Below are 18805 nucleotides of genomic sequence, written 5' to 3'. Positions count from 1 at the left end.
CGTGACATGTCAACAGAAGTAACTCGTTTAATTCAATCTCACCGCTCCATCCGCAAGTATCAGGATCAGCCCATCCCGGAGGAGCTCCTGCAAGACATTTTGAGCTGCGCACAGTGGGCGCCGTCCTCGCATAATGTGCAAGCCTATAGCGTAATCGTCGTACGGTCGAGCGATACAAAACAAAAGCTGTCTGCGTTCTGTGGAAATCAGCGCTGGGTAGTTGAGTGTCCTGTGTTCCTGGTTTTTTGTGCCGATTACTACAGGCTGCAAAAAGCTTGCGAGATGCATGGGGAAACGCTGGCAGCAGATGAAGTGGAGAGCCTGCTCGTTGGTGCTGTCGATACGGCGTTGGCTGCAGAAAACGTGTTGCTGGCAGCGCGGTCGCATGGCCTGGGAGGCGTCATGATTGGTGGTATCCGCAACAACCCGCGGGAAGTGGCAGACGTTCTTGGCCTTCCAGCTTTGACTGTGCCGATCATGGGCATGTGCCTGGGTTATCCTGCCCAGGACGTTCAGCAAAAGCCTCGGCTGCCACAGCGAGCGGTCATCCACGAGGAGCGGTATCAGGAAGAGCTGATCGCAGGCGCATTGGAGGAGTACGAGCAAACCTCCTCGGAGTACTACAGCCAGCGCAGCAACGGTACACGTACAGATGGCTGGACAAAACAGATGGCAGACTATGTCAACAAGCCGCGTCGGGCGCACGTGACGCAATTTATCAAAGAACAAGGAATGCGACTGACCTAAGAGAGAGACGCATCAGGAGAAGAGATGCAGGAGGGGGCGCGAATGGGAAGCAGCATGACGTTCGTCGCGACCGGAGACAGCTTTATTACGCGACGTCTACCGGATCGATCGTCGGAGTCGTTTCGTTCGATCGCAAATCTGATCGGGGAAGCAGAATTTCGTTTCACGAATCTGGAAGTGACCACCCATCGTTTGGAGGGGTTTCCCTTTGCTTTTAGCGGCGGGACCTGGGCGATGGCGCAGCCGGAAGTGCTGGCGGATTTGCAGGCTTATGGCTTCAACATCATGGCATGGGCAAATAATCATACGATGGACTACGCTTACGGCGGGCTGGAAGCAACTCGGAAGTATCTGGACGAATACGGGATCAGCCATGCCGGAGTCGGCTTGAATCTCGCGGAGGCGAGCCAGCCAGTTTATCTGGATTGCCCTTCTGGCCGCGTGGCATTAGTAGCGGCTACATCCACTTTCCACGAATCATGGATTGCCGGGGAGCAGCGGCCAGACATGCCAGGACGTCCTGGCGTAAATCCTTTGCGCTATGAGACGACCTACACCTTGCCGCAGGAGGATTTCGCTCATCTTGACCGGATCAGCCGTTTGATTCCGATCAATGCGTCCTACAATCTGGATGTCAAGGAAGGCTTTGCGGTCCCAAGCAATGGTACTTCGATTCGCTTCGGCGCGCATCGCTTTGTCGCAGGGGAAGCGGCAGCATGCACGACTGTGCCGGTCGATGCCGACAAGCAACGCATGCTGCGATCCATTTCAGAAGCAAAGCGTCAAGCAGACTACGTCATCGTGAGTATCCATTCCCACGAGATGGAAGGCGAAAACAAGGCAGCTTCGGCAGCTTTTTTCGAGTCGATGGCACGCGCTTGCATCGATGGCGGTGCAGATGCTGTCCTTGGACACGGTCCGCACATCTTGCGTGGAATTGAAATCTATCGCAATCGTCCCATCTTTTACAGCTTGGGCAATTTCATTTTTCAAAACGAAACGGTTCATCGATTGCCGGCTGATTTTTATGAGAAGTACAGCTTGGGCCATGAAGCGACGGTAGCAGACGCATTTGATACTCGTACCGACCACAACAAGAAAGGTTTGGGGGTCAATCCATACGTGTGGGAATCCGTTATTCCTTACTGGCGAATGGAAGACGGTCGCTTGAAAGAGCTGCTGCTCTATCCCATTGAGTTGGGATATGGGACTTTGCGCTATCAGAGAGGATGGCCAACGCTTTCCAAGCAGAAAAAGATCCTGGAGCATCTTCAGGAGTTGAGCGAGCCATATGGTACGAAAATCGAGTGGGAGAATGGCGTAGGAAAAGTCTTGATTGACTGAGAGGAACGCCTGCAATCGCGAGGTTTTTCGCAATGACGAAGCGACGTAGGTCGCTTCTTTTTTTTCGGAAATCCCTGTGAAAAGGACGTAATCAATTGGCGAAGTTGGGAATAGTAAGGGGGGTTTACCACTACATATGACCTTTGAAGGAAGATGTCTGTTGCATGATTAAGGGAAAGAGCATTTTTGCGTCAAAGGAACAAAAAACGGGTTTAAGAAAGGGATTCATCCGGAAGGTGAGTGCAGGACTCCTCGTACTCACGCTCACATTGTCCTTGCCAAGTGGCAGCTTAGCGGTAGGGAAAGGAGCGCATGGACCAGACATCTTCGTTCTGCAAGGCATGCTGAAGTCACTGGGCAGCTACGCTGGAACCATCAACGGTTACTACGACGATGTAACTCAGGGTCTGTAGATGAGAGAACCTTTCAATCGATTGTGTACTCCTATGAGCATGTAAAAGCCCCAAGAGCACGCGGGAAAGGCGGCGGAGCAGGCCAAGGTGGTGGCTTTGGTGGTGGAGCCGGTAAAGGTGGCGGCCAAGGCACAGGCGAAGGAAATGGCAGCAAAAATGGTGGAAACGGCGGTACTAGTCCGGGTAACAACGGAAATAATGGAAACAACGGTGAAAATGGAAAGGATAACGGAGGAAATAACGGCAACAACGGCAACAACGGAGCAGACAAAGGGAAATACAATGGAGATTCCGGCGAAGACGACGGCAACGGAAACGACTAAACAGCCTTCATGGCAAAACGCTTCTTCTTAAAATGAGAAGAAGCGTTTTCCTGTGTTGTTAGGGAGTGGTCGTCAAATCGAGATCCCAACGTTCCTCGATCATTTGCGTACCGCTCCACTCGTCATTTGGTTTTTCTTCCGTTCGTACAAATTGATATTTCGTGTAAAGGGATCGAGCAGCGGCCAGCGAGGATACGGTCCATAAGTACACATGCTTGTAATTTTGCTCCACGCAGAAGCGAAGGGCCGTTTCCATGAGCTTTTTCCCCAAACCAATGCCTTGAAAGGGTTCATCTAAAATGAACCAGCGCAGCTGGGCGACTGTGTCCTCAGCCTTCGTAATGGCGATTGAGCCAGCGATCTGACCATTCACTTCCGCAATCCAGAGCTGTCCTTTCTCCGAATCGTAAAGGAATTCGGTCAGGCCTTTCATGACGTAATACTCAAATATTTTTCCGAACTGATAGTTTTGGCTGTAGTATCTTCCGTGCAAATAGGCGACGTAGCCAACATCTCCAGGCTGAAAAGGACGAATGGTTACGGTCACAGGCGACGCCTGTTCTTTCGTATAAATAGTGACTATCGTCTCCATGGAGGAGACGAGCTTTGTCAAATCCGTTTCTGGGATGTTCTGAATCATTTTGTCGACACCGCGATTGGCGCGATCCACCAGCTCCTCGAAAACGCCAGTTCCCTTTTCCGTGAGAAAGAGGGCATATTGCCGCTTGTCTTCGAGGGACTGCTTTTTGAGAATCAGCTGTTCCTCTTCGAAGCGCTGAAGGATTCGACTCATGTAGCCCCGGTCTACCCCCAGCTTTTCACGAATTTCTGTTGCTGTGCAGCCAGGACTATAGTGAATTTCGGAAATGACCCTTGCTTCCGTGAGCGGAAAAGACGGATTGTAAATTTCTTGATCAATTTTCCCGAGTACGTTCGCATAATAACGGTTGAACTTCCTTATTTTTTCGACATAGTGAATGGACTCCATATAGTCCCCTCCCTCAAGGTAGGAAAGTTTTGCTACCAAAAGCATACGCCTGTTAGTTGACTTGGTCAACTATAAAATTGACTCAGTCAACTAACTTGCAGATTGACTCTATCGTCCAGGTACTGGCTACAAAGCTCACTTTCTTTTCTTGTTTGAATTTCCATATTCTTCTTGCTCGTTGTTTGTTTTATAATGGAATGGTTGGGGTTGTACATATTGGAAAGGGGCAGAAGAAGTGATTGAGCAATGGCTGTACCCCTCCCTCAGGCATGGGGGAGTCAAGGAAACCAGATCCTATCGCATAAGCTCGTTTCTCTACGTAGGTTTCTTTGGTGGCTTGTTACCCGTTCTCGTTTTGGGCACAATGAACGGCCATTGGCTGCGTGTCTCAAAAAGAACGACTCTTGGAATGCTTCTGGTCGGTCTGATCCTTTTGGCGTCGACTTTTTTCTATACATGGATGACAGGATCTATGCTGGACGCTCTGCTTTTTTCGCGAGTGACCGCGGCGGGGCTTGGGCTTGGCTATCGCTGCGTTTTGAAAAAACGGTTTCGCCTTCATTCTGTCGTGCAGGGAGAGTACAGGCCTTTGACGAAGCCAGCGATCCTGCTGTCGATCGTCTCGCTCCCCCTGGAATTCCTGCTTCTGCGCACGGGGGAGGTCTATTTCTATGGCGATGTGGTCCGCTAAAGAGATCGTCCTATGGCAAGAAGCTGTTTACTATTACGAGCTCGGAAAGTACGAACAAGCGAAGCGTAAATTTCTTGAGGTGCTATCTCACGAGCCAGCTGATGAGATCGCGTTGTATTACGCAGCCTCATGCGCCTTTTACCTGGAAGAGATTGAGGAAGCAGAGACGTACGCAAAGGCAGCGGTGAAATCCGGCACACAAAAAGAAATCTGCTTTGCTTTGCTCGGGGCAATCTGCATCGAGAAAAAGGCGTATGTAGAAGCCGAAGAGTGGCTGCTGGCAACGTTGCATGAGAATCCCCGAAATGCAGGAGTTATGGCGCAATACGCCTACTTGATGCTCCAGACCGGTTACGAAGAAAAAGCGAAACACCTCCTTGCGCATGCCCAATATCTGGGGCATGATGATGAGACAGTCCTGCATTATCAATACTTTTTTCAGCGGGCATACGAACAGCCGATGGAGCAGGAAGAAACGATTCGCAGTTACGTCAGAGTAGCGGGCAATCGGGTAGACAAGCTGGTGAAGCTCGGACTTCTGGCATTGGATAAGGAGGCGTATCGGGAAGCGCGGGCCTATTTTACCCAAGCCTATCGAATGAACCCGTTGGATGAGCATTTGGTTCAAGTATTAGAGCGGCTGGATAAGCTCATTCATCCCATGAATTGGCCAGAACGCATCCTGCTAAAAACGGGAGGACCGTCTGTCTGGTGGATCATGCTGATTCTTTGCCTATATATCCTGGCAAAGCTGCATTGGTACTCCAGTCTCATGGCCGTCGGGATATTTGCCATACTAGTATGCGGCTACTTTTGGTTCTCACCTTTTCTGTACAAATGGACATGCAAAATGGCACGCAGAGGATGAAACAAATGAAGATAGACATTTTGAAAAATATGATCGGCAACGAACCGAAGAATGCGTCAGCGTGGTTCTTGCTGGGATTGGAATATACAGAGCAGGGGGAGAGGGGAGAGGCACTGCTCGCCTTTACACAGGCGTTGGCTTACGGGGACGAGGGTCTAAAGGATCAGATCGTGATAGAGCTAAACAAGCTGAGTACACAAATGCCAAAGCGCAGCTCGGGAAAAGCCAATGACGGTGGAGCAAGTACACAGGCGCCTGTAAAATCCAACGTCACCATGCGAGTCATTGAGGGGGGAAAAAATAAAAAGGGAGAGAGTCAAGTCACCGTGCTCGACAAAGCGGTTCGCTTCATGGATGTAGGAGGGCTGCACGATGTGAAGGAAGCCATCCGAATGAAAATGGTTCAGCCTTTTCTGACACCAGAATTATACGACCGGTACGGGATTCGTGCAGGTGGCGGAGTCCTGCTATACGGCCCCCCTGGTTGTGGGAAGACTTTTTTGGGAAAAGCAACCGCAGGTGAATGTCAGGCAAAGCTGTTTCACGTACAAGTGGCAGATATCTTGCATACGCACGTGGGTGCGAGCGAACAGAACATCCGAGCCCTGTTTGATTCAGCACGGCAGCAGAAGCCAGCGGTGCTCTTTTTGGACGAGATGGATGCCATCGGGTACCATCGTGGGAAAGCATCGTCACCATGGATGAGAGGGATCATCGATCAGCTCTTGTCTGAGATGGATAGAGCGAGCATGCGTGCAGATCGGCTCTTGGTGATGGGGGCAACCAACATGCCATGGGATGTAGATCCTGCGTTTCATCGTCCGGGCCGCTTTGAGAAAATGGTGTTCGTCGGACCGCCTGACAGAGCAGCGCGGGAGACGATCTTCCAGCTTAAGCTGGATGGCAGACCGGTAGAGCCTCTGGATTATGCCCAGCTGGCGGCATGGACTGAGCTGTACTCTGGAGCAGATATCGAGTATGTCGTGGAGCTCGCAACGGAGCAAGTGCTGCATGACATCCTGGCAAAAGGAACCGAGCGTCCCATCCGTATGAGCGATCTGCGGGAGTCCATAGCCGCCACTCGTCCTACGACAATCGAATGGCTGCGCACGGCGAAAAACTATGTAAAATACGCCAATGACGAAGGGCTCTACGATGGAGTCGAGCATTTTTTGGCGGAGCAAAAAAGAATATAGCAATGGTAAAAACCGTTCAGGAGGAAATTTTCCCGAACGGTTTTTGTATATGAACTGTACGTCTTAGAGCATGTGCAAAAGAGGGGAGGTCTTCTCGATGACGTCCCAGGACATCCCGCGTGCTTTCAGTTTGGTCAAAAAGGGGATGGGATCAATCAGCTCAGGCGGAATGCAGCCTGTAGTTGTCAACTGTCCTTCCGCTATCATATCTACGGCCACGACAGGGGGGATACCGGTCTGCCAGATCGTCGCTTGGAACTCCGTTTTGTAAAAGACCTCATCGTGATTGGCGATCGTGTAGACGTAAATATCTTTTCGCTTGTTATCCTTCTTTCCTTTGACAAGAGCTCCGACACTGGAGTAACCGTGTATTTTGCCAGCGAGATCAACTGGCTTGGGCATCGAAGTCACGACGACATCTCGCGGGGCCACCCTCACGCCTTTGACTTCAATCTCCTCGTCACTATCTAGACCCAAGTAACGCAGCACTTGCAAGGTATTCACAAAGTCAGGATGCAGGGCGTACTTGAAATCAACATACTTGCAGCCCTTGGCGCGGCCGATGGTCTCACCGAGTGTGGTCGCCTCTTCATGCTCCACATGGTAGCAGTCAAGCCAGCCGATGGGTTCTGGAAATTCAAATTCTTCCTTGTTGGCAAATAGGGTCGGCAAATACTGCTCGCCCTTTGCCGCCGTCCAGTAGTTCGGTTTGGCCAAACATTCCTGGATGGCTGTTTGCGGACTAAAATAGGAGCAAAAGCCGTCATAGTCCACCACAGAATTATCTCCATCACGAATGAGAATCGCGTCCACTTCATCCAGTTGATCCACGGCATACCGAGCAGCGATATTGGAAAAGCCTGGATCGCAGCCCAATCCCATGACGCCGAGAATACCTGCAGCACGAAACTGGTCATTCCACGCCAGTTGCTTCCGCAGCCACTGCGGTCCAGAGGAAGCGGTGTCGATATAATGCGTTCGTGTGTTTAAGCAGGCTTTCATGACATCAAAGTTGTTTTCTGGCAAACCGATATGAAGCAAGACATCAATGCCGTTCAAAATGGCTTGCACGCTGGAAATATCGCGGGCATCCACACGTTTCACTTCAATTTCTATGTCTGTCTCCCGGCGAAGCTCAACGGCCAGTTCCTCTGCAGGCCCGATGGAGATATCTGCAAGGACCAGCTTTTTCACATGAGAAGATTTAATGAGTTCACAGGCACTTACTTGTCCTACACCGCCGACACCCAAGATTGCGACTCGCATAGAGTCCTCCTTCTAATTTGAATTGCACGATCTTCGCATTCGAAAGAGCCATTTTTGCAAAAATAAATCAATGGTCGCAAGGTAAACCTGTACTTCTGCCACACTGTCGATCGGCTCCCGGGGACGCAGCCTCAATCGCATGTCCAAACTCCTCCTTATAGTCAAATGCAAATGGCTCGATTCGAGTGGCAAAAAGGCTCCACTCGTACATGTATATGAGACCCCCCGGAAGTCCCATGCGCCGCGTTGGTGAAAAGGTCTGCTTTTTTGGAGGGGGTATGGAGGAAGTAACTATGTAACAAAAAGGTAACTATCTGAATGAAAAGTACGTACTTCCCACTTGTGCTGATATGTTACATAATGACGCTATCCCCACTGATGATACGTTGTTGAAAAACAACTTAAATAATAGAAACGTACGCTTGAGAAAGGAGAGGGATAATCATGATTCATGCGGATTCGATATTTCGGCGCGTGTGTGAGGAATGCTTGTCGATCACGACCGAAAAGCATTGTCCAGTATGTGGTCACGGTCAAACGAGAGAGATCGTGATCAATGTCCAATCTGGAAAACGAATCAGAAAATGAGGAGGGAAAGAGATGGGACGTATTCAAAACAGAACATTTAACTGCGAAAAAGAGCTGACCCTGACAGTCATTGGGGGAAAATGGAAAATGTTGATCATGTGGTATTTAGGCAAGGAAGGGACTAAACGTTTTGGCGAGCTGAGAACGCTCATCCCAGACATTACGCAAAAAATGCTGGTGAATCAACTAAGAGAGCTGGAAGAGGATCAAATCGTTCGGCGTGTCGTTTATCCGGTCGTTCCACCAAAAGTCGAGTATTCGTTGACGGCGCAAGGTCAAAGCCTGATGCCTATTCTGGATTCGATGTATCAGTGGGGGAGAAACTACATGGATACCGTCTTGAATCAAGAAGAAGACAGGACCTTAATCGTGAAATAGTCACCTTTTTCACACTAAGTTTGATCAAAGTTAGTACTTGATTACGCACATGGTTTACTCTAATAATAACGATGTAAACATGAATAACCACCTCAGAAAAAATACAGGAAGGGGGCGGGATCGCACATGGAATCGATGACTTTTGTGTTGTTTGGTGCTACAGGAGATTTGGCAAAGCGTAAAATTTACCCTGCCTTGTACAATTTATATCTCGACAAAAAGATGCCTTCCACTTTTTCCATTATAGGAGTAGGCAGAAGAGACTGGTCAGACGAAGAGTTTCAAGCAAGTATCGAGAAGTCGGTACGTACATTTTCTCGCCGTTCCCAGGTAGATGCACAGCAAATGGACGAGTTTGTCGCAGCGTTTCGCTATTGTGCAGTCGATGTGACGGATCCGCAAGCCTTTTTTCCTCTGCTGGAAACTGTGAAACAACGTGAAGCAGCCTTGCAAATACCGGAAAACCGGATGTTTTACTTGTCTGTGGCACCCGAATTTTTCGACGTGATTACCTCGAATATAAAGACAAGCGGACTTGGTACGACGAAGGGCTGGAAGCGACTGATTATCGAAAAACCATTTGGGAATGATCTGAAATCTGCCCAACAATTAAATGAAAAACTCAGTACCGCATTTGAGGAAGAAGAAATTTACCGGATCGATCACTATTTGGGCAAGCCGATGGTGCAAAATCTGGAGGCATTGGAATTTGCCAATCCGGTTTTCCAGGCTCTTTGGAACAACCAATATATCGCCAATGTGCAGATCACGGCCGGCGAAACCGTAGGGGTAGAAGAGCGGGCAGGCTATTACGACCATGTAGGAGCCATTCGAGATATGGTGCAAAACCATATGCTGCAAATGTTGATGATGACTGCCATGCATCTGCCAAAACGAATCACGGCTAATGATATTCGAGCACAGAAGCGCCAAGTGATGGAAGCCGTACGACCTTTGCAAAAGGAAGAAATAAGCCAGCAAGTGGTCCGTGGCCAGTACGGGGCGGGAGAAATTTTGGACAAGCACGTAGTTGGTTACCGGGCCGAGCCAGGGGTTCAACCTTACTCGATGACGGATACATTTGTAGCGGCTCGTGTCTGGATTGATGATCCGTTCTGGAAGGGCGTCCCGTTCTATATTCGTACAGGCAAGCGGATGAAGGAAAAATCGACGAGAATCGTTATTGAATTCAAAAATCCGTTGGAACAGCTATACCAACATCAACAGGAGAAACCGGCACCGAATTTGCTAATTATCAGCGTGAATCCAGATGAGGGTATCGCCCTGCAAGTGAATAGTAAGAATCCATCCAATAGCGGAAAGATTGAGCCTGTCACCGTTGACTTTTCGGCGGGAACGAAAGATGTACCCGAAGCGTATGAACTGTTGCTGTTCGATGCATTGAGAGGAGATTCCACGTACTTTGCTCACTGGAAAGAAGTAGAGCTATCATGGATGTGGGTCGAGCCGATTCTAGAGGCTTTCCGGGAAAATCTCGTTCCTTTGCATACGTATCCGGCAGGTTCGTACGGTCCTGATGCTTCGGAGGAATTATTGCTAGCAGACGGTTTTCAATGGTGGCTGGATAAAGCGCCGGAGCGTGAACCGATCCCGAGTCATTCATAAAGACACGGGAAGGAACAGACAGGAGGGAACGAGAATGAAAGTCGGTCTTATCGGTTTAGGAAAAATGGGCTTGAACTTGGGACAAAATTTACTCGACCATCAGCATGAGGTAGTAGCTTTTGATGTCAATGCCCAAGCAGTAGAAGCGATGAAAGGGTACGGGGCGAAAGGTGTCTCTGACTTGCAGGAATTAGTCTCTTCTTTGGAGACTCCACGCGTGCTCTGGATCATGGTGCCGCACGCCATCGTTGATTCCGTGCTTGAGGAATTGACTCCGTTGTTGCAGGCAGGTGATATCGTTGTCGAAGCAGGAAATTCACACTACAAAGAGTCCATCCGTCGTTACCATCAAATGAAGGAAGCAGGCGTACATTATATGGATGCGGGGACGTCTGGTGGCATGGAGGGGGCTCGACACGGTGCCTGCTACATGGTTGGAGGAGACCCGGAAGCATGGGCAGTAGTCGAGCCTGTTTTTCGCGACACAGCGGTAGCAAACGGTTTTTTGTACGCGGGAAAAGCCGGCAGTGGTCATTTTCTGAAGATGGTGCACAATGGCATCGAGTACGGGATGATGGCTGCGATTGGTGAGGGTTTTGAGGTCTTGGAAAAAAGCGACTTTTCATTTGACTTTGAACAAGTGGCACGGGTATGGAACAATGGCTCCGTCATTCGTTCGTGGCTCATGGAGCTGACAGAACGAGCCTTTTCCAAAGACGCCAATCTGGATGAGCTAAAAGGGGTTATGCACTCGTCTGGCGAAGGGAAATGGACGGTTGAAACGGCTTTGGACCTACAAGCAGCCACTCCGGTTATTGCGATGTCTCTCCTGATGCGCTATCGCTCGATGGAGACTGATACGTTTACAGGAAAGGTAGTAGCGGCACTCCGAAATGAGTTTGGAGGACATGCCGTGGAAAAGGCAGAAAAAAACTAGAGGAGAGCGATCCGCGATGCGATTTGGCGTAATTGGAACGAACTGGATCACTGAAGAGTTCATTCGTTCAGGTAAAGAAGTAGAAGGTTTCTCTCTGACAGCAGTTTATTCACGTACAGAAGAACGCGCCAGATCTTTCGCGCAGACGCATGATGCTCCCTATGTTTTTACGGACGTCGAGACGATGGCAAAAAGCAAGGTGCTTGATGCCGTGTATATCGCCAGTCCAAATTCTTTTCATGCCAAGCAAGCCATCCTATGCATGGAGAATGGGCTGCACGTACTGTGTGAAAAGCCTGTAGCGTCCAATGCTGCAGAGGCAAAAGCCATGATGCTGGCAGCGAAACAAAACGGTGTACTGCTTATGGAAGCCGTGAAATCTACGTTGGCACCTAATTTCCAGGCGATTCAGGAGAACATTCACAAGCTAGGGATCATTCGGCGGTATTTTGCAGGGAACTGCCAATATTCTTCTCGCTATGATGCGTATAAAGAAGGAACGGTCCTCAATGCGTTTGACCCTGCTTTTTCAAACGGCGCCATGATGGATATCGGCATCTATTGTTTGTACCCGATGGTGGTCTTGTTCGGAAAACCTTCCTCGGTCAAGGCGGAGGCGATCATGCTCGATTCAGGCGTCGACGGAGAAGGAAGTATCCTGATGAAGTACGAGGACAAAGAAGCGGTAGTGATCTACTCGAAAATTACGGACTCGTATTTGCCAGCAGAAATTCAGGGCGAGAACGCTACGATGGTCATCGATAAAATCAATCATTTGAAAAAGATAGAAATCCGGTACCGGGATGGACGGGTAGAAGATGTCACGAGGCCCCAGACTCCAAAGCTGATGCATTACGAAATACGGGAATTTATGGAGCTGGTGCAGCAGGGAGCGCTGGAATCAGCCACGAACACCCATGCGAATTCGCTGATCACGATGGAGATTATGGATGAGGCGAGAAAGCAGTTAGGACTCGTATATCCAGCGGACCGATCAGATGCTGACTTGTAACGACTGTACTGCATACAGACAACGAGAAGGGAACATAGGTAAGGAGGAATAGAAATGGCATTGTCTTTTGATTATTCTAATGCGTTGGGCTTTCTGGCAAAACGGGAAGTCGATTACTTGAGTGAGTTCGTCAAGGTAGCTCATCACTTTCTACATGCAAAGAAAGGCCCCGGCTCTGATTATCTGGGCTGGGTGGACTTGCCCATCCTTTATGATCGAGTAGAATTCGAGCGGATCAAGCAGGCTGCCACACGGATCCGTAAAAATTCGCAGGCGCTCGTCGTAATTGGAATTGGGGGCTCGTACCTCGGTGCTCGATCCGCAATCGAAGCCTTGTCCCATTCGTTTCATAATCAGGTGGAAGGTTATACGGAGGTATACTTTGCCGGGCACAATATGAGCTCCATCTATCTGAACCATCTGCTCGAGGTGCTAGAGGGAAAAGATATTACCGTCAACGTCATTTCGAAATCCGGAACGACGACAGAACCTGCTATCGCTTTCAGAATTTTCAGAGAATACATGGAGAAAAAGTACGGCAAAGAGGGAGCGAGAGGGCGCATTTATGCGACTACCGATCAAGCAAAGGGAGCATTGAAAAAGCTGGCGGAAGAGGAAGGGTACGAGACGTTCGTCATTCCAGATGACGTAGGTGGTCGTTATTCCATCTTGACGGCAGTTGGTCTCTTACCTATGGCCGTAGCCGGGATCAATATTGATCGAATCATGGAAGGGGCAGAAGCTGCCTACCACAAATACAGCGTTCCTGACCTGGAGAAAAACGAGAGCTACCAGTACGCTGCAGTGCGCAATGTGTTGTATCGCAAAGGCAAGTCCATCGAGCTTTTGGTCAATTACGAGCCTTCCTTACATTATGTAGCGGAATGGTGGAAGCAGTTGTTCGGTGAGAGCGAAGGAAAAGATCAGAAAGGACTGTTCCCTGCATCTGTCGATTTTTCTACTGATCTGCATTCGATGGGACAATATGTGCAGGAAGGCCGTCGTGATCTGATCGAAACCGTCCTTCACGTGAAAAAGCCACAGGAACAGCTGACCATCAAGGCCGATCCAGAGAATCTCGATGGATTGAACTACTTGGCGGACAAAACGTTACATGAAGTCAATCAAAAAGCTTTTCAAGGTACCTTGCTCGCACACGTCGATGGAGGAGTACCCAACCTCGTTATCGAAATGGATGAGATGAATGAATATACGTTCGGAGAGCTAGTGGTCTTTTTCGAAAAGGCTTGCGGAATCAGCGGACATCTTCTGGGTGTCAACCCGTTTGATCAGCCAGGGGTGGAGGCGTATAAAACAAATATGTTTGCCTTACTCGTAAAGCCTGGCTACGAAAAAGAACGGAAACTGCTCGAGCAGCGTTTGGCTAGATAAGATGACGATGACTCAAGAGGTTCATGCAGTCCCATGATGCGACCGTATGAACTTTTTGGTCCGATCAACCATCGATTTGGGGAGGCGAAATGCGATGAAGATCTATGACGTAACCGGTGCAGTTTTTGAAGGAATGACGGTGTACAAAAACAAACCGGAGAAACAACCCAGGATCAAGCCTGTCACGAACGGCTATGTCACAGAGTCACGGATCGAACTAGATGTTCATACGGGCACGCATGTGGATGCCCCACTTCACATGGTGACAGATGGGGAAACATTTGAAACGATTGCTCTGGACAAGCTGGTGGGGAATTGCAAAGTACTCGACCTCACGCATGCGGAGGACCGAATCACACGTGCAGACCTGGAGTCATTTGACATTGGACCCGATGATTTTCTGTTGTTCAAAACGAAGAATTCGTGGGACGAGGCGTTTTCCTTTGAATTCGTGTATTTGGCACAGGACGGGGCCGAATACTTGTCGAGCATCGGAGTACGTGGCGTGGGAACAGACGCTTTGGGGATTGAGCGCAGTCAGGTGGGACACCCCACGCATAAAGCGCTGTTTGCCAGCCAAGTCATTATCATCGAGGGCTTGCGCTTGAAGGATGTACCCCAAGGGGAATTCTTCATGGTGGCTGCACCCTTAAAACTGATCGGGACTGACGCTGCACCTGCCAGAGTCTTGCTGTTTGATGGGGTCAACATCTCGCAATAAGCTCGCACTGATTATGGAAAAGAACCTTACCACGTAAGGTTCTTTTTATCGTAGATCTGATTGATTGCAGCAGTGGTGGCGTTCTGCCGATCAAACCAAAGGTCTATCCTGGCTATCAGAGGTACCTTTCGCGGAGGCCATTCGTCGTGAGTCTGGAGGGGCTACTGCTGCTATCGGCTGATAACGACCGGGATACATGCGGAGGAAATTTTGCAAAACGGGTAAGCTCGCTGATAAGACACTTCCACCTGATTGGCAGAGGTGTTTTTTTGATCCTGCAAAAATATGCACGAAGGCTACATTTCATTTTTGAAGGATTCCTAAAAAAAGTATCGAATGAAAAATATAACCTTATCATGCCGTCAAGACACATGGTTAGCCAAAAATGAAGACGAAGAGGCGATCCTGGTGATGATTATCAAGCACGTGATGCTGCAGCTCTTCTTCGCTCTTTTACCATTTATCCTTTTTAATGTCTACTATCGAGATAAACTTCAAAACTACAGCAAAAAATTTATCATCATCACGAGCTCACTATCGCTGTTTTTGGCTATGACATTCTCTTGCAATCTGAATTCTGGTTTTTATTTTGATGTTCGCCATATCATCATGTATTTTGGAGTGATTTTTGGCGGTTTGCAGACGGGCTGTATTCTCCTGATTGAATTTTTTGTGTATCGACTGTACATAGGGGGAGACGGCATATGGACGGGATCCAGCGTTTTTCTGTGCACGTTTTTCTTGTCTTTATTCTTTAATCAGATTTATAAAAGCACACACAGAATGACACTCGTCACGTGCATGGCAGGGATCGTTTTATCCATTCATCCTACTCTTATTCTGTATCTGAACCAACCACACATGGTTACCAATTACCTCTTCGAACATATGGTTGTCTTTCCTCTTCAATACTTGATCGGGATTTGGCTGCTGACGACGTTGTTTCATAAGGCTGCTTCCGACAAAGCCCTGTTTATCAACTGCTCTCAAAATGAAAAGTTTGAAGCAATCAGTCACGTCGCTGCTTCTCTTGCTCATGAGGTGCGCAATCCGCTTACCGCCGTAAAGGGATTTTTAAAGCTGATAAGGTATAGCTCGTTGGAGCAAGGAAAGATAGAGCAGTACATCGACATCAGCCTCATGGAAATTGATCGAACGGAGTCTGTGATATCTGAATATCTCTCCATCGCCAAGCCACCAAGCAAGCAAAAGGGCAAAACAAACCTCTCACACCAAGTGCAAGTCATCATCGATGTCATGGCGTCATATGCCATCATGAGCAACGTCGAGATTGAGCTGGAGCACAAGCCTGTTGTGCCCGTTTGGATCATCGCGAATGGGGATGAAGTCAAGCAGGTACTCGTGAATTTTATGAAAAATGCCATTGAAGCCTGTGTGGAAATTCCGCAGGCAAAGGTGTCCTTGAGTCTGAATCTGGTGGACAGAAATGTATTGCTGATTATCAAGGATAATGGAGTCGGAATGAGTGCTGACCAGATCAGTCGATTGGGGTCGATTTATTACTCTACGAAATCAAGCGGTACGGGTCTCGGGTTGACCTACTCTTTTCAAGTGATTCGCGCCATGGGTGGCTCTATCGCCGTTCAAAGTGAGCCGAGCGAAGGGACGCGCTTTACGATTTCGATCCCGCTTCTCGACTACGCACAGGAGACACCTGCCACCCGAATTAGCTAAAGATTCGAATTGCGATAAACCATTAGGGGGAAATAGGAGATGACTAACCGTCCAACGAAAGACGAATACAACGATTACTACGGGAAATATATGGATCTGGTTCCAGAAGGGGATCTGCTGCATTCGTTATCCCAGCAGCTGGAGGAAACCACAAAGAAGTTTTCTGGTCTTACGGAAGAACAAGAAACTCATCGATATGCCCCCGGAAAATGGTCCGTGAAGGAGGTGCTTGGTCATATCATCGATACGGAACGAATCATGTGCTACCGGTTGCTGAGGTTTGCCAGAGGTGACGAGACTCCTTTATCTGGCTATGAAGATGAAGCCTACGTGAGGGAGGGTTCCTTTGACTCCCGGCGGATGTCTGATCTGCTGGAGGAGTACAGGGCGGTGCGAGGATCCACTCTTGCTTTGTTCAAGGGGGTACCGGTGGATGCTTGGACTCGAAAGGGAATGGCTAACAACAGCGAATGCTCAGCTAGGGCATTGGCGTATATCATTGCCGGACATGAGCTCCATCATGGCAAGATTCTCGAGGAAAGATATCACGTATAGCAAAAAACTCCGCCTCGATTACGGCGGAGTTTTTCACATGTAGGAAGGGTAGCACAAACGGTCTATTCCAAATTGGCGTGTAAGCCATACATCGTTTCTGAATCCATGCCGCGAATTTCCATCAATCGTAAAATGGCGGCATCGTAGAATACGATGAGTGTCTGCTCAAAGAGGGAGCCCATCGGCTGTATCGTTTGGTAATCACAGTTAGCCTTGTCCTTTGGGGAACCTGGCAAGGGAATCACAACATCCGCCAGCTTGCCGATGGTTGACTCCGGAAAGATCGTGACCAGAGCCAATTTCGTTCCGATCAATGTTGCTTTTTGAGCCATGGAGACCAAGCTCTTGGTTTCACCTGATCCAGAGCCGATGATAAACAAGTCACCTTTTTGAACACCAGGTGTTACGGTTTCACCGACGACATACGCTTCAAAGCCAAGGTGAACTAAGCGCATGGCAAAGGCTTTGATCATCAGTCCTGATCTTCCTGCACCTGCAACAAAGATTCTTTTCGCCTGCAAAATTTCATTGACGAAATATTCCGTTTCTTTTTCGGGCAACAATCCAACAGTTCGGTTGAGTTCTTTTACAATTTCAGCTGCATATTGGTTTGTTTGCATAGCGAAACCTACCTGTTACGCGCCTTGATTGAGCTGATTTCTGATTTCGCGAGCAACCGAACGAGGGTCTTCTTGTGTCGCAATCCCGCCACCCACGATTACCAGGTCAGGTTGTGCTTGGATCGCTGCTGGGAGAGTCGCCAGCTTAATACCACCCGCAACGGCTGTTTTCGCATGTTTTACTACGCGTTTGATGGTTTGCAGCTCTTCAAAAGAATCTTTTCCTACTGCTTGCAGGTCATAGCCTGTGTGGACGCAGATGTAGTCAACGCCGAGAGCATCGACTTCTTGCGCACGTTGTTCAATATTTTTGACGTTGATCATATCGACCATGATGCTTTTTCCTTGTTTTCTTGCTTCTTCTACAGCACCCTTGATGGTGAGGTCGTCAGTTGCACCGAGTACAGTGATAATGTCTGCACCAGCCTCGGATGCTTTCATGATCTCGTATCCGCCTGCATCCATGATTTTTAGGTCGGCCAGCACTTGCAAGGAAGGAAAAGCTTCTTTCATTGCTTTCACTGCATGCAGACCTTCATTGATGATGACAGGGGTACCGATTTCTACGATGTCTACATATTCTTCGACTTGTTTCACCAGCTCGATTGCTTCTGGGATGTTAACAAGGTCTAATGCCAATTGAAGTTTCATGATTGGGATCACTCCTCATGTTGTTTGTTTTGTTTTGTTTTGTTTTGTGCTACAAGACGTATTCTACATGAGCTTGTTTCGTTATGTAAGTGCGCACTATTCTCATACGTAGTATGGAAAAGGATACTCGAGTATCGTAAAAGTAACTAGGTAACGAAGAAGTGACCACGGCTAGGAGGAGAAAGAAAGATCCAACAAACACAAAAAAACCGCACAAATGTGTGCAGCAGAGGATAAGAGAAGGCTGTACATGGGGGCATTGGGCCTACAGTTCTCGGTTGGTCGCTTTTTCGCCCCAGTAACTTTCATTCTATCAGAGTGGGTGCCGCCGATGGGAGGAGAAACCCCTTCTTCGGTAAATAGAGTGAATTTTGTGTTGACGGATGGGGTGGAATTTCTTAGAATAGTCCTCAATAGCATAAAACGTTCTTATCCAGAGAGGTGGAGGGTCTGGCCCGATGAAGCCCGGCAACCGTCATGCAGCAGATGACAAGGTGCCAATTCCTGCGAGACGATGGTCTCGATAGATAAGAAGCGGGTCATTCGTATACAACTTGTGCGAACCTTCTTCTTATCGAGGAAGGTTTTTTATTTTTTGAACTACATAGGATGTTTTCTTATCCAGAGAGGTGGAGGGACTGGCCCGATGAAGCCCGGCAACCGTCATGCAGCAGATGACAAGGTGCCAATTCCTGCAGGATGTCTACATCCTGCGAGATAAGAAGAAGGGATCGACCAACCAACCTTCTTCTTAACCGAAGAAGGTTTTTTCTTGTTCGGCACTACTACGGATG

At 48.7% G+C, this 18805-nt stretch carries 20 protein-coding genes and 2 riboswitches; of the genes, 16 read left to right on the top strand and 4 right to left on the bottom strand.

The annotated features are described in order from the left end of the window. Positions 1-6 precede the first annotated feature (6 nt). The 4 genes from nfsA (at position 7) to EDM55_RS02740 (ending at position 2858) form a co-directional block, all read left to right on the top strand. Complete coding sequence (gene nfsA, locus EDM55_RS02755) at positions 7-747, top strand: oxygen-insensitive NADPH nitroreductase (protein WP_122959539.1); 741 nt, start codon at positions 7-9, stop codon at positions 745-747. 42 nt (positions 748-789) lie between these two features. Beyond that, positions 790-2091, top strand: a complete 1302-nt coding sequence (locus EDM55_RS02750; RefSeq protein ID WP_092267824.1) for a CapA family protein — start codon at positions 790-792, stop codon at positions 2089-2091. Positions 2092-2327: 236 nt separating this feature from the next. Beyond that, positions 2328-2504, top strand: coding sequence for a peptidoglycan-binding domain-containing protein (locus EDM55_RS02745; protein WP_148040076.1), 177 nt, complete (start codon positions 2328-2330; stop codon positions 2502-2504). Positions 2505-2594: 90 nt separating this feature from the next. After that, positions 2595-2858 carry a hypothetical protein gene (locus EDM55_RS02740; RefSeq protein WP_148040075.1) on the top strand — a complete coding sequence of 88 codons (264 nt, stop codon included), beginning with the start codon at positions 2595-2597 and terminating at the stop codon, positions 2856-2858. 27 nt (positions 2859-2885) lie between these two features. Here EDM55_RS02740 and EDM55_RS02735 read toward each other — a convergent pair whose 3' ends face one another. Further along, positions 2886-3815: a bifunctional helix-turn-helix transcriptional regulator/GNAT family N-acetyltransferase gene (locus EDM55_RS02735; RefSeq protein ID WP_092267827.1), complete on the bottom strand. Its 930-nt coding sequence runs from the start codon at positions 3813-3815 to the stop codon at positions 2886-2888. Positions 3816-4050: 235 nt separating this feature from the next. On the opposite strand from EDM55_RS02735, the gene EDM55_RS02730 reads away from it, so the two are divergent. Genes EDM55_RS02730 through EDM55_RS02720 form a run of 3 tightly spaced genes read left to right on the top strand, consistent with a single transcriptional unit; the run spans position 4051 to position 6570 of the window. Further along, positions 4051-4506, top strand: a complete 456-nt coding sequence (locus tag EDM55_RS02730) for a hypothetical protein (RefSeq protein ID WP_122959536.1) — start codon at positions 4051-4053, stop codon at positions 4504-4506. Next, on the top strand, positions 4487-5374 hold the full coding sequence (locus EDM55_RS02725; RefSeq protein WP_092267829.1) for a tetratricopeptide repeat protein: 888 nt from the start codon (positions 4487-4489) through the stop codon (positions 5372-5374). The genes EDM55_RS02730 and EDM55_RS02725 overlap by 20 nt, the downstream gene beginning before the upstream one ends. 5 nt (positions 5375-5379) lie before the next feature. Then, the gene (locus EDM55_RS02720; protein WP_092267830.1) at positions 5380-6570 is read left to right on the top strand and encodes an ATP-binding protein; all 1191 of its coding nucleotides are present in this window, start codon (positions 5380-5382) and stop codon (positions 6568-6570) included. A 63-nt stretch (positions 6571-6633) separates the two neighbouring features. On the opposite strand, the gene EDM55_RS02715 is transcribed toward EDM55_RS02720, so the two are convergent. Further along, entirely contained in the window at positions 6634-7836 is a 1203-nt protein-coding gene (locus EDM55_RS02715) for a saccharopine dehydrogenase family protein (RefSeq protein ID WP_092267831.1), read from the bottom strand. Positions 7837-8280: 444 nt separating this feature from the next. Between EDM55_RS02715 and EDM55_RS30125 the strand changes: the two genes are divergently transcribed. The 9 genes from EDM55_RS30125 (at position 8281) to EDM55_RS02670 (ending at position 16740) form a co-directional block, all read left to right on the top strand. After that, entirely contained in the window at positions 8281-8424 is a 144-nt protein-coding gene (locus tag EDM55_RS30125) for a hypothetical protein (RefSeq protein ID WP_170184353.1), read from the top strand. 12 nt (positions 8425-8436) lie between these two features. Further along, positions 8437-8802 (top strand): transcriptional activator HxlR, encoded by a 366-nt coding sequence (gene hxlR / locus EDM55_RS02710; protein WP_092267832.1) that lies wholly within the window; start codon positions 8437-8439, stop codon positions 8800-8802. Between the two features lie 126 nt (positions 8803-8928). Then, positions 8929-10428, top strand: coding sequence for a glucose-6-phosphate dehydrogenase (gene zwf / locus EDM55_RS02705; protein ID WP_092267833.1), 1500 nt, complete (start codon positions 8929-8931; stop codon positions 10426-10428). A 34-nt stretch (positions 10429-10462) separates the two neighbouring features. Then, a complete protein-coding gene (gene gnd / locus EDM55_RS02700) occupies positions 10463-11365 on the top strand; it encodes a phosphogluconate dehydrogenase (NAD(+)-dependent, decarboxylating) (protein ID WP_122959535.1) in 903 nt (300 codons plus the stop codon). Positions 11366-11381: 16 nt separating this feature from the next. Beyond that, positions 11382-12377 (top strand): Gfo/Idh/MocA family protein, encoded by a 996-nt coding sequence (locus tag EDM55_RS02695; protein WP_122959534.1) that lies wholly within the window; start codon positions 11382-11384, stop codon positions 12375-12377. A gap of 54 nt (positions 12378-12431) precedes the next feature. Further along, the gene (locus EDM55_RS02690; RefSeq protein ID WP_092267836.1) at positions 12432-13769 is read left to right on the top strand and encodes a glucose-6-phosphate isomerase; all 1338 of its coding nucleotides are present in this window, start codon (positions 12432-12434) and stop codon (positions 13767-13769) included. Between the two features lie 94 nt (positions 13770-13863). After that, on the top strand, positions 13864-14490 hold the full coding sequence (locus EDM55_RS02685; RefSeq protein WP_092267837.1) for a cyclase family protein: 627 nt from the start codon (positions 13864-13866) through the stop codon (positions 14488-14490). A gap of 411 nt (positions 14491-14901) precedes the next feature. Then, on the top strand, positions 14902-16185 hold the full coding sequence (locus tag EDM55_RS02675) for an ATP-binding protein (RefSeq protein ID WP_307723921.1): 1284 nt from the start codon (positions 14902-14904) through the stop codon (positions 16183-16185). 39 nt (positions 16186-16224) lie between these two features. After that, entirely contained in the window at positions 16225-16740 is a 516-nt protein-coding gene (locus EDM55_RS02670; RefSeq protein ID WP_092267839.1) for a DinB family protein, read from the top strand. Positions 16741-16802: 62 nt separating this feature from the next. Here EDM55_RS02670 and hxlB read toward each other — a convergent pair whose 3' ends face one another. Continuing rightward, positions 16803-17360 (bottom strand): 6-phospho-3-hexuloisomerase, encoded by a 558-nt coding sequence (gene hxlB / locus EDM55_RS02665; RefSeq protein ID WP_122959533.1) that lies wholly within the window; start codon positions 17358-17360, stop codon positions 16803-16805. A 15-nt stretch (positions 17361-17375) separates the two neighbouring features. Continuing rightward, positions 17376-18011 carry a 3-hexulose-6-phosphate synthase gene (hxlA, locus tag EDM55_RS02660; protein WP_092267841.1) on the bottom strand — a complete coding sequence of 212 codons (636 nt, stop codon included), beginning with the start codon at positions 18009-18011 and terminating at the stop codon, positions 17376-17378. A 426-nt stretch (positions 18012-18437) separates the two neighbouring features. Continuing rightward, positions 18438-18545, top strand: a riboswitch (SAM riboswitch). Between the two features lie 80 nt (positions 18546-18625). Beyond that, positions 18626-18735, top strand: a riboswitch (SAM riboswitch). Positions 18736-18805: the final 70 nt, after the last annotated feature.

Origin of the sequence: Brevibacillus centrosporus (assembly GCF_003710815.1) — a bacterium.
Lineage (GTDB): Bacteria > Bacillota > Bacilli > Brevibacillales > Brevibacillaceae > Brevibacillus > Brevibacillus centrosporus.
This window is presented reverse-complemented; position numbering and strand designations above follow the sequence as displayed.

Bases quoted from the DNA above. Each gene is read 5' to 3' on its own strand.
- nfsA (WP_122959539.1), top strand. From the start codon at position 7: ATGTCAACAGAAGTAACTCGTTTAATTCAATCTCACCGCTCCATCCGC.
- EDM55_RS02750 (WP_092267824.1), top strand. From the start codon at position 790: ATGGGAAGCAGCATGACGTTCGTCGCGACCGGAGACAGCTTTATTACG.
- EDM55_RS02735 (WP_092267827.1), bottom strand. From the start codon at position 3,815: ATGGAGTCCATTCACTATGTCGAAAAAATAAGGAAGTTCAACCGTTAT.
- EDM55_RS02725 (WP_092267829.1), top strand. From the start codon at position 4,487: ATGGCGATGTGGTCCGCTAAAGAGATCGTCCTATGGCAAGAAGCTGTT.
- EDM55_RS02720 (WP_092267830.1), top strand. From the start codon at position 5,380: ATGAAGATAGACATTTTGAAAAATATGATCGGCAACGAACCGAAGAAT.
- EDM55_RS02715 (WP_092267831.1), bottom strand. From the start codon at position 7,836: ATGCGAGTCGCAATCTTGGGTGTCGGCGGTGTAGGACAAGTAAGTGCC.
- EDM55_RS30125 (WP_170184353.1), top strand. From the start codon at position 8,281: ATGATTCATGCGGATTCGATATTTCGGCGCGTGTGTGAGGAATGCTTG.
- hxlR (WP_092267832.1), top strand. From the start codon at position 8,437: ATGGGACGTATTCAAAACAGAACATTTAACTGCGAAAAAGAGCTGACC.
- zwf (WP_092267833.1), top strand. From the start codon at position 8,929: ATGGAATCGATGACTTTTGTGTTGTTTGGTGCTACAGGAGATTTGGCA.
- gnd (WP_122959535.1), top strand. From the start codon at position 10,463: ATGAAAGTCGGTCTTATCGGTTTAGGAAAAATGGGCTTGAACTTGGGA.
- EDM55_RS02695 (WP_122959534.1), top strand. From the start codon at position 11,382: ATGCGATTTGGCGTAATTGGAACGAACTGGATCACTGAAGAGTTCATT.
- EDM55_RS02690 (WP_092267836.1), top strand. From the start codon at position 12,432: ATGGCATTGTCTTTTGATTATTCTAATGCGTTGGGCTTTCTGGCAAAA.
- EDM55_RS02685 (WP_092267837.1), top strand. From the start codon at position 13,864: ATGAAGATCTATGACGTAACCGGTGCAGTTTTTGAAGGAATGACGGTG.
- EDM55_RS02675 (WP_307723921.1), top strand. From the start codon at position 14,902: ATGATTATCAAGCACGTGATGCTGCAGCTCTTCTTCGCTCTTTTACCA.
- EDM55_RS02670 (WP_092267839.1), top strand. From the start codon at position 16,225: ATGACTAACCGTCCAACGAAAGACGAATACAACGATTACTACGGGAAA.
- hxlB (WP_122959533.1), bottom strand. From the start codon at position 17,360: ATGCAAACAAACCAATATGCAGCTGAAATTGTAAAAGAACTCAACCGA.
- hxlA (WP_092267841.1), bottom strand. From the start codon at position 18,011: ATGAAACTTCAATTGGCATTAGACCTTGTTAACATCCCAGAAGCAATC.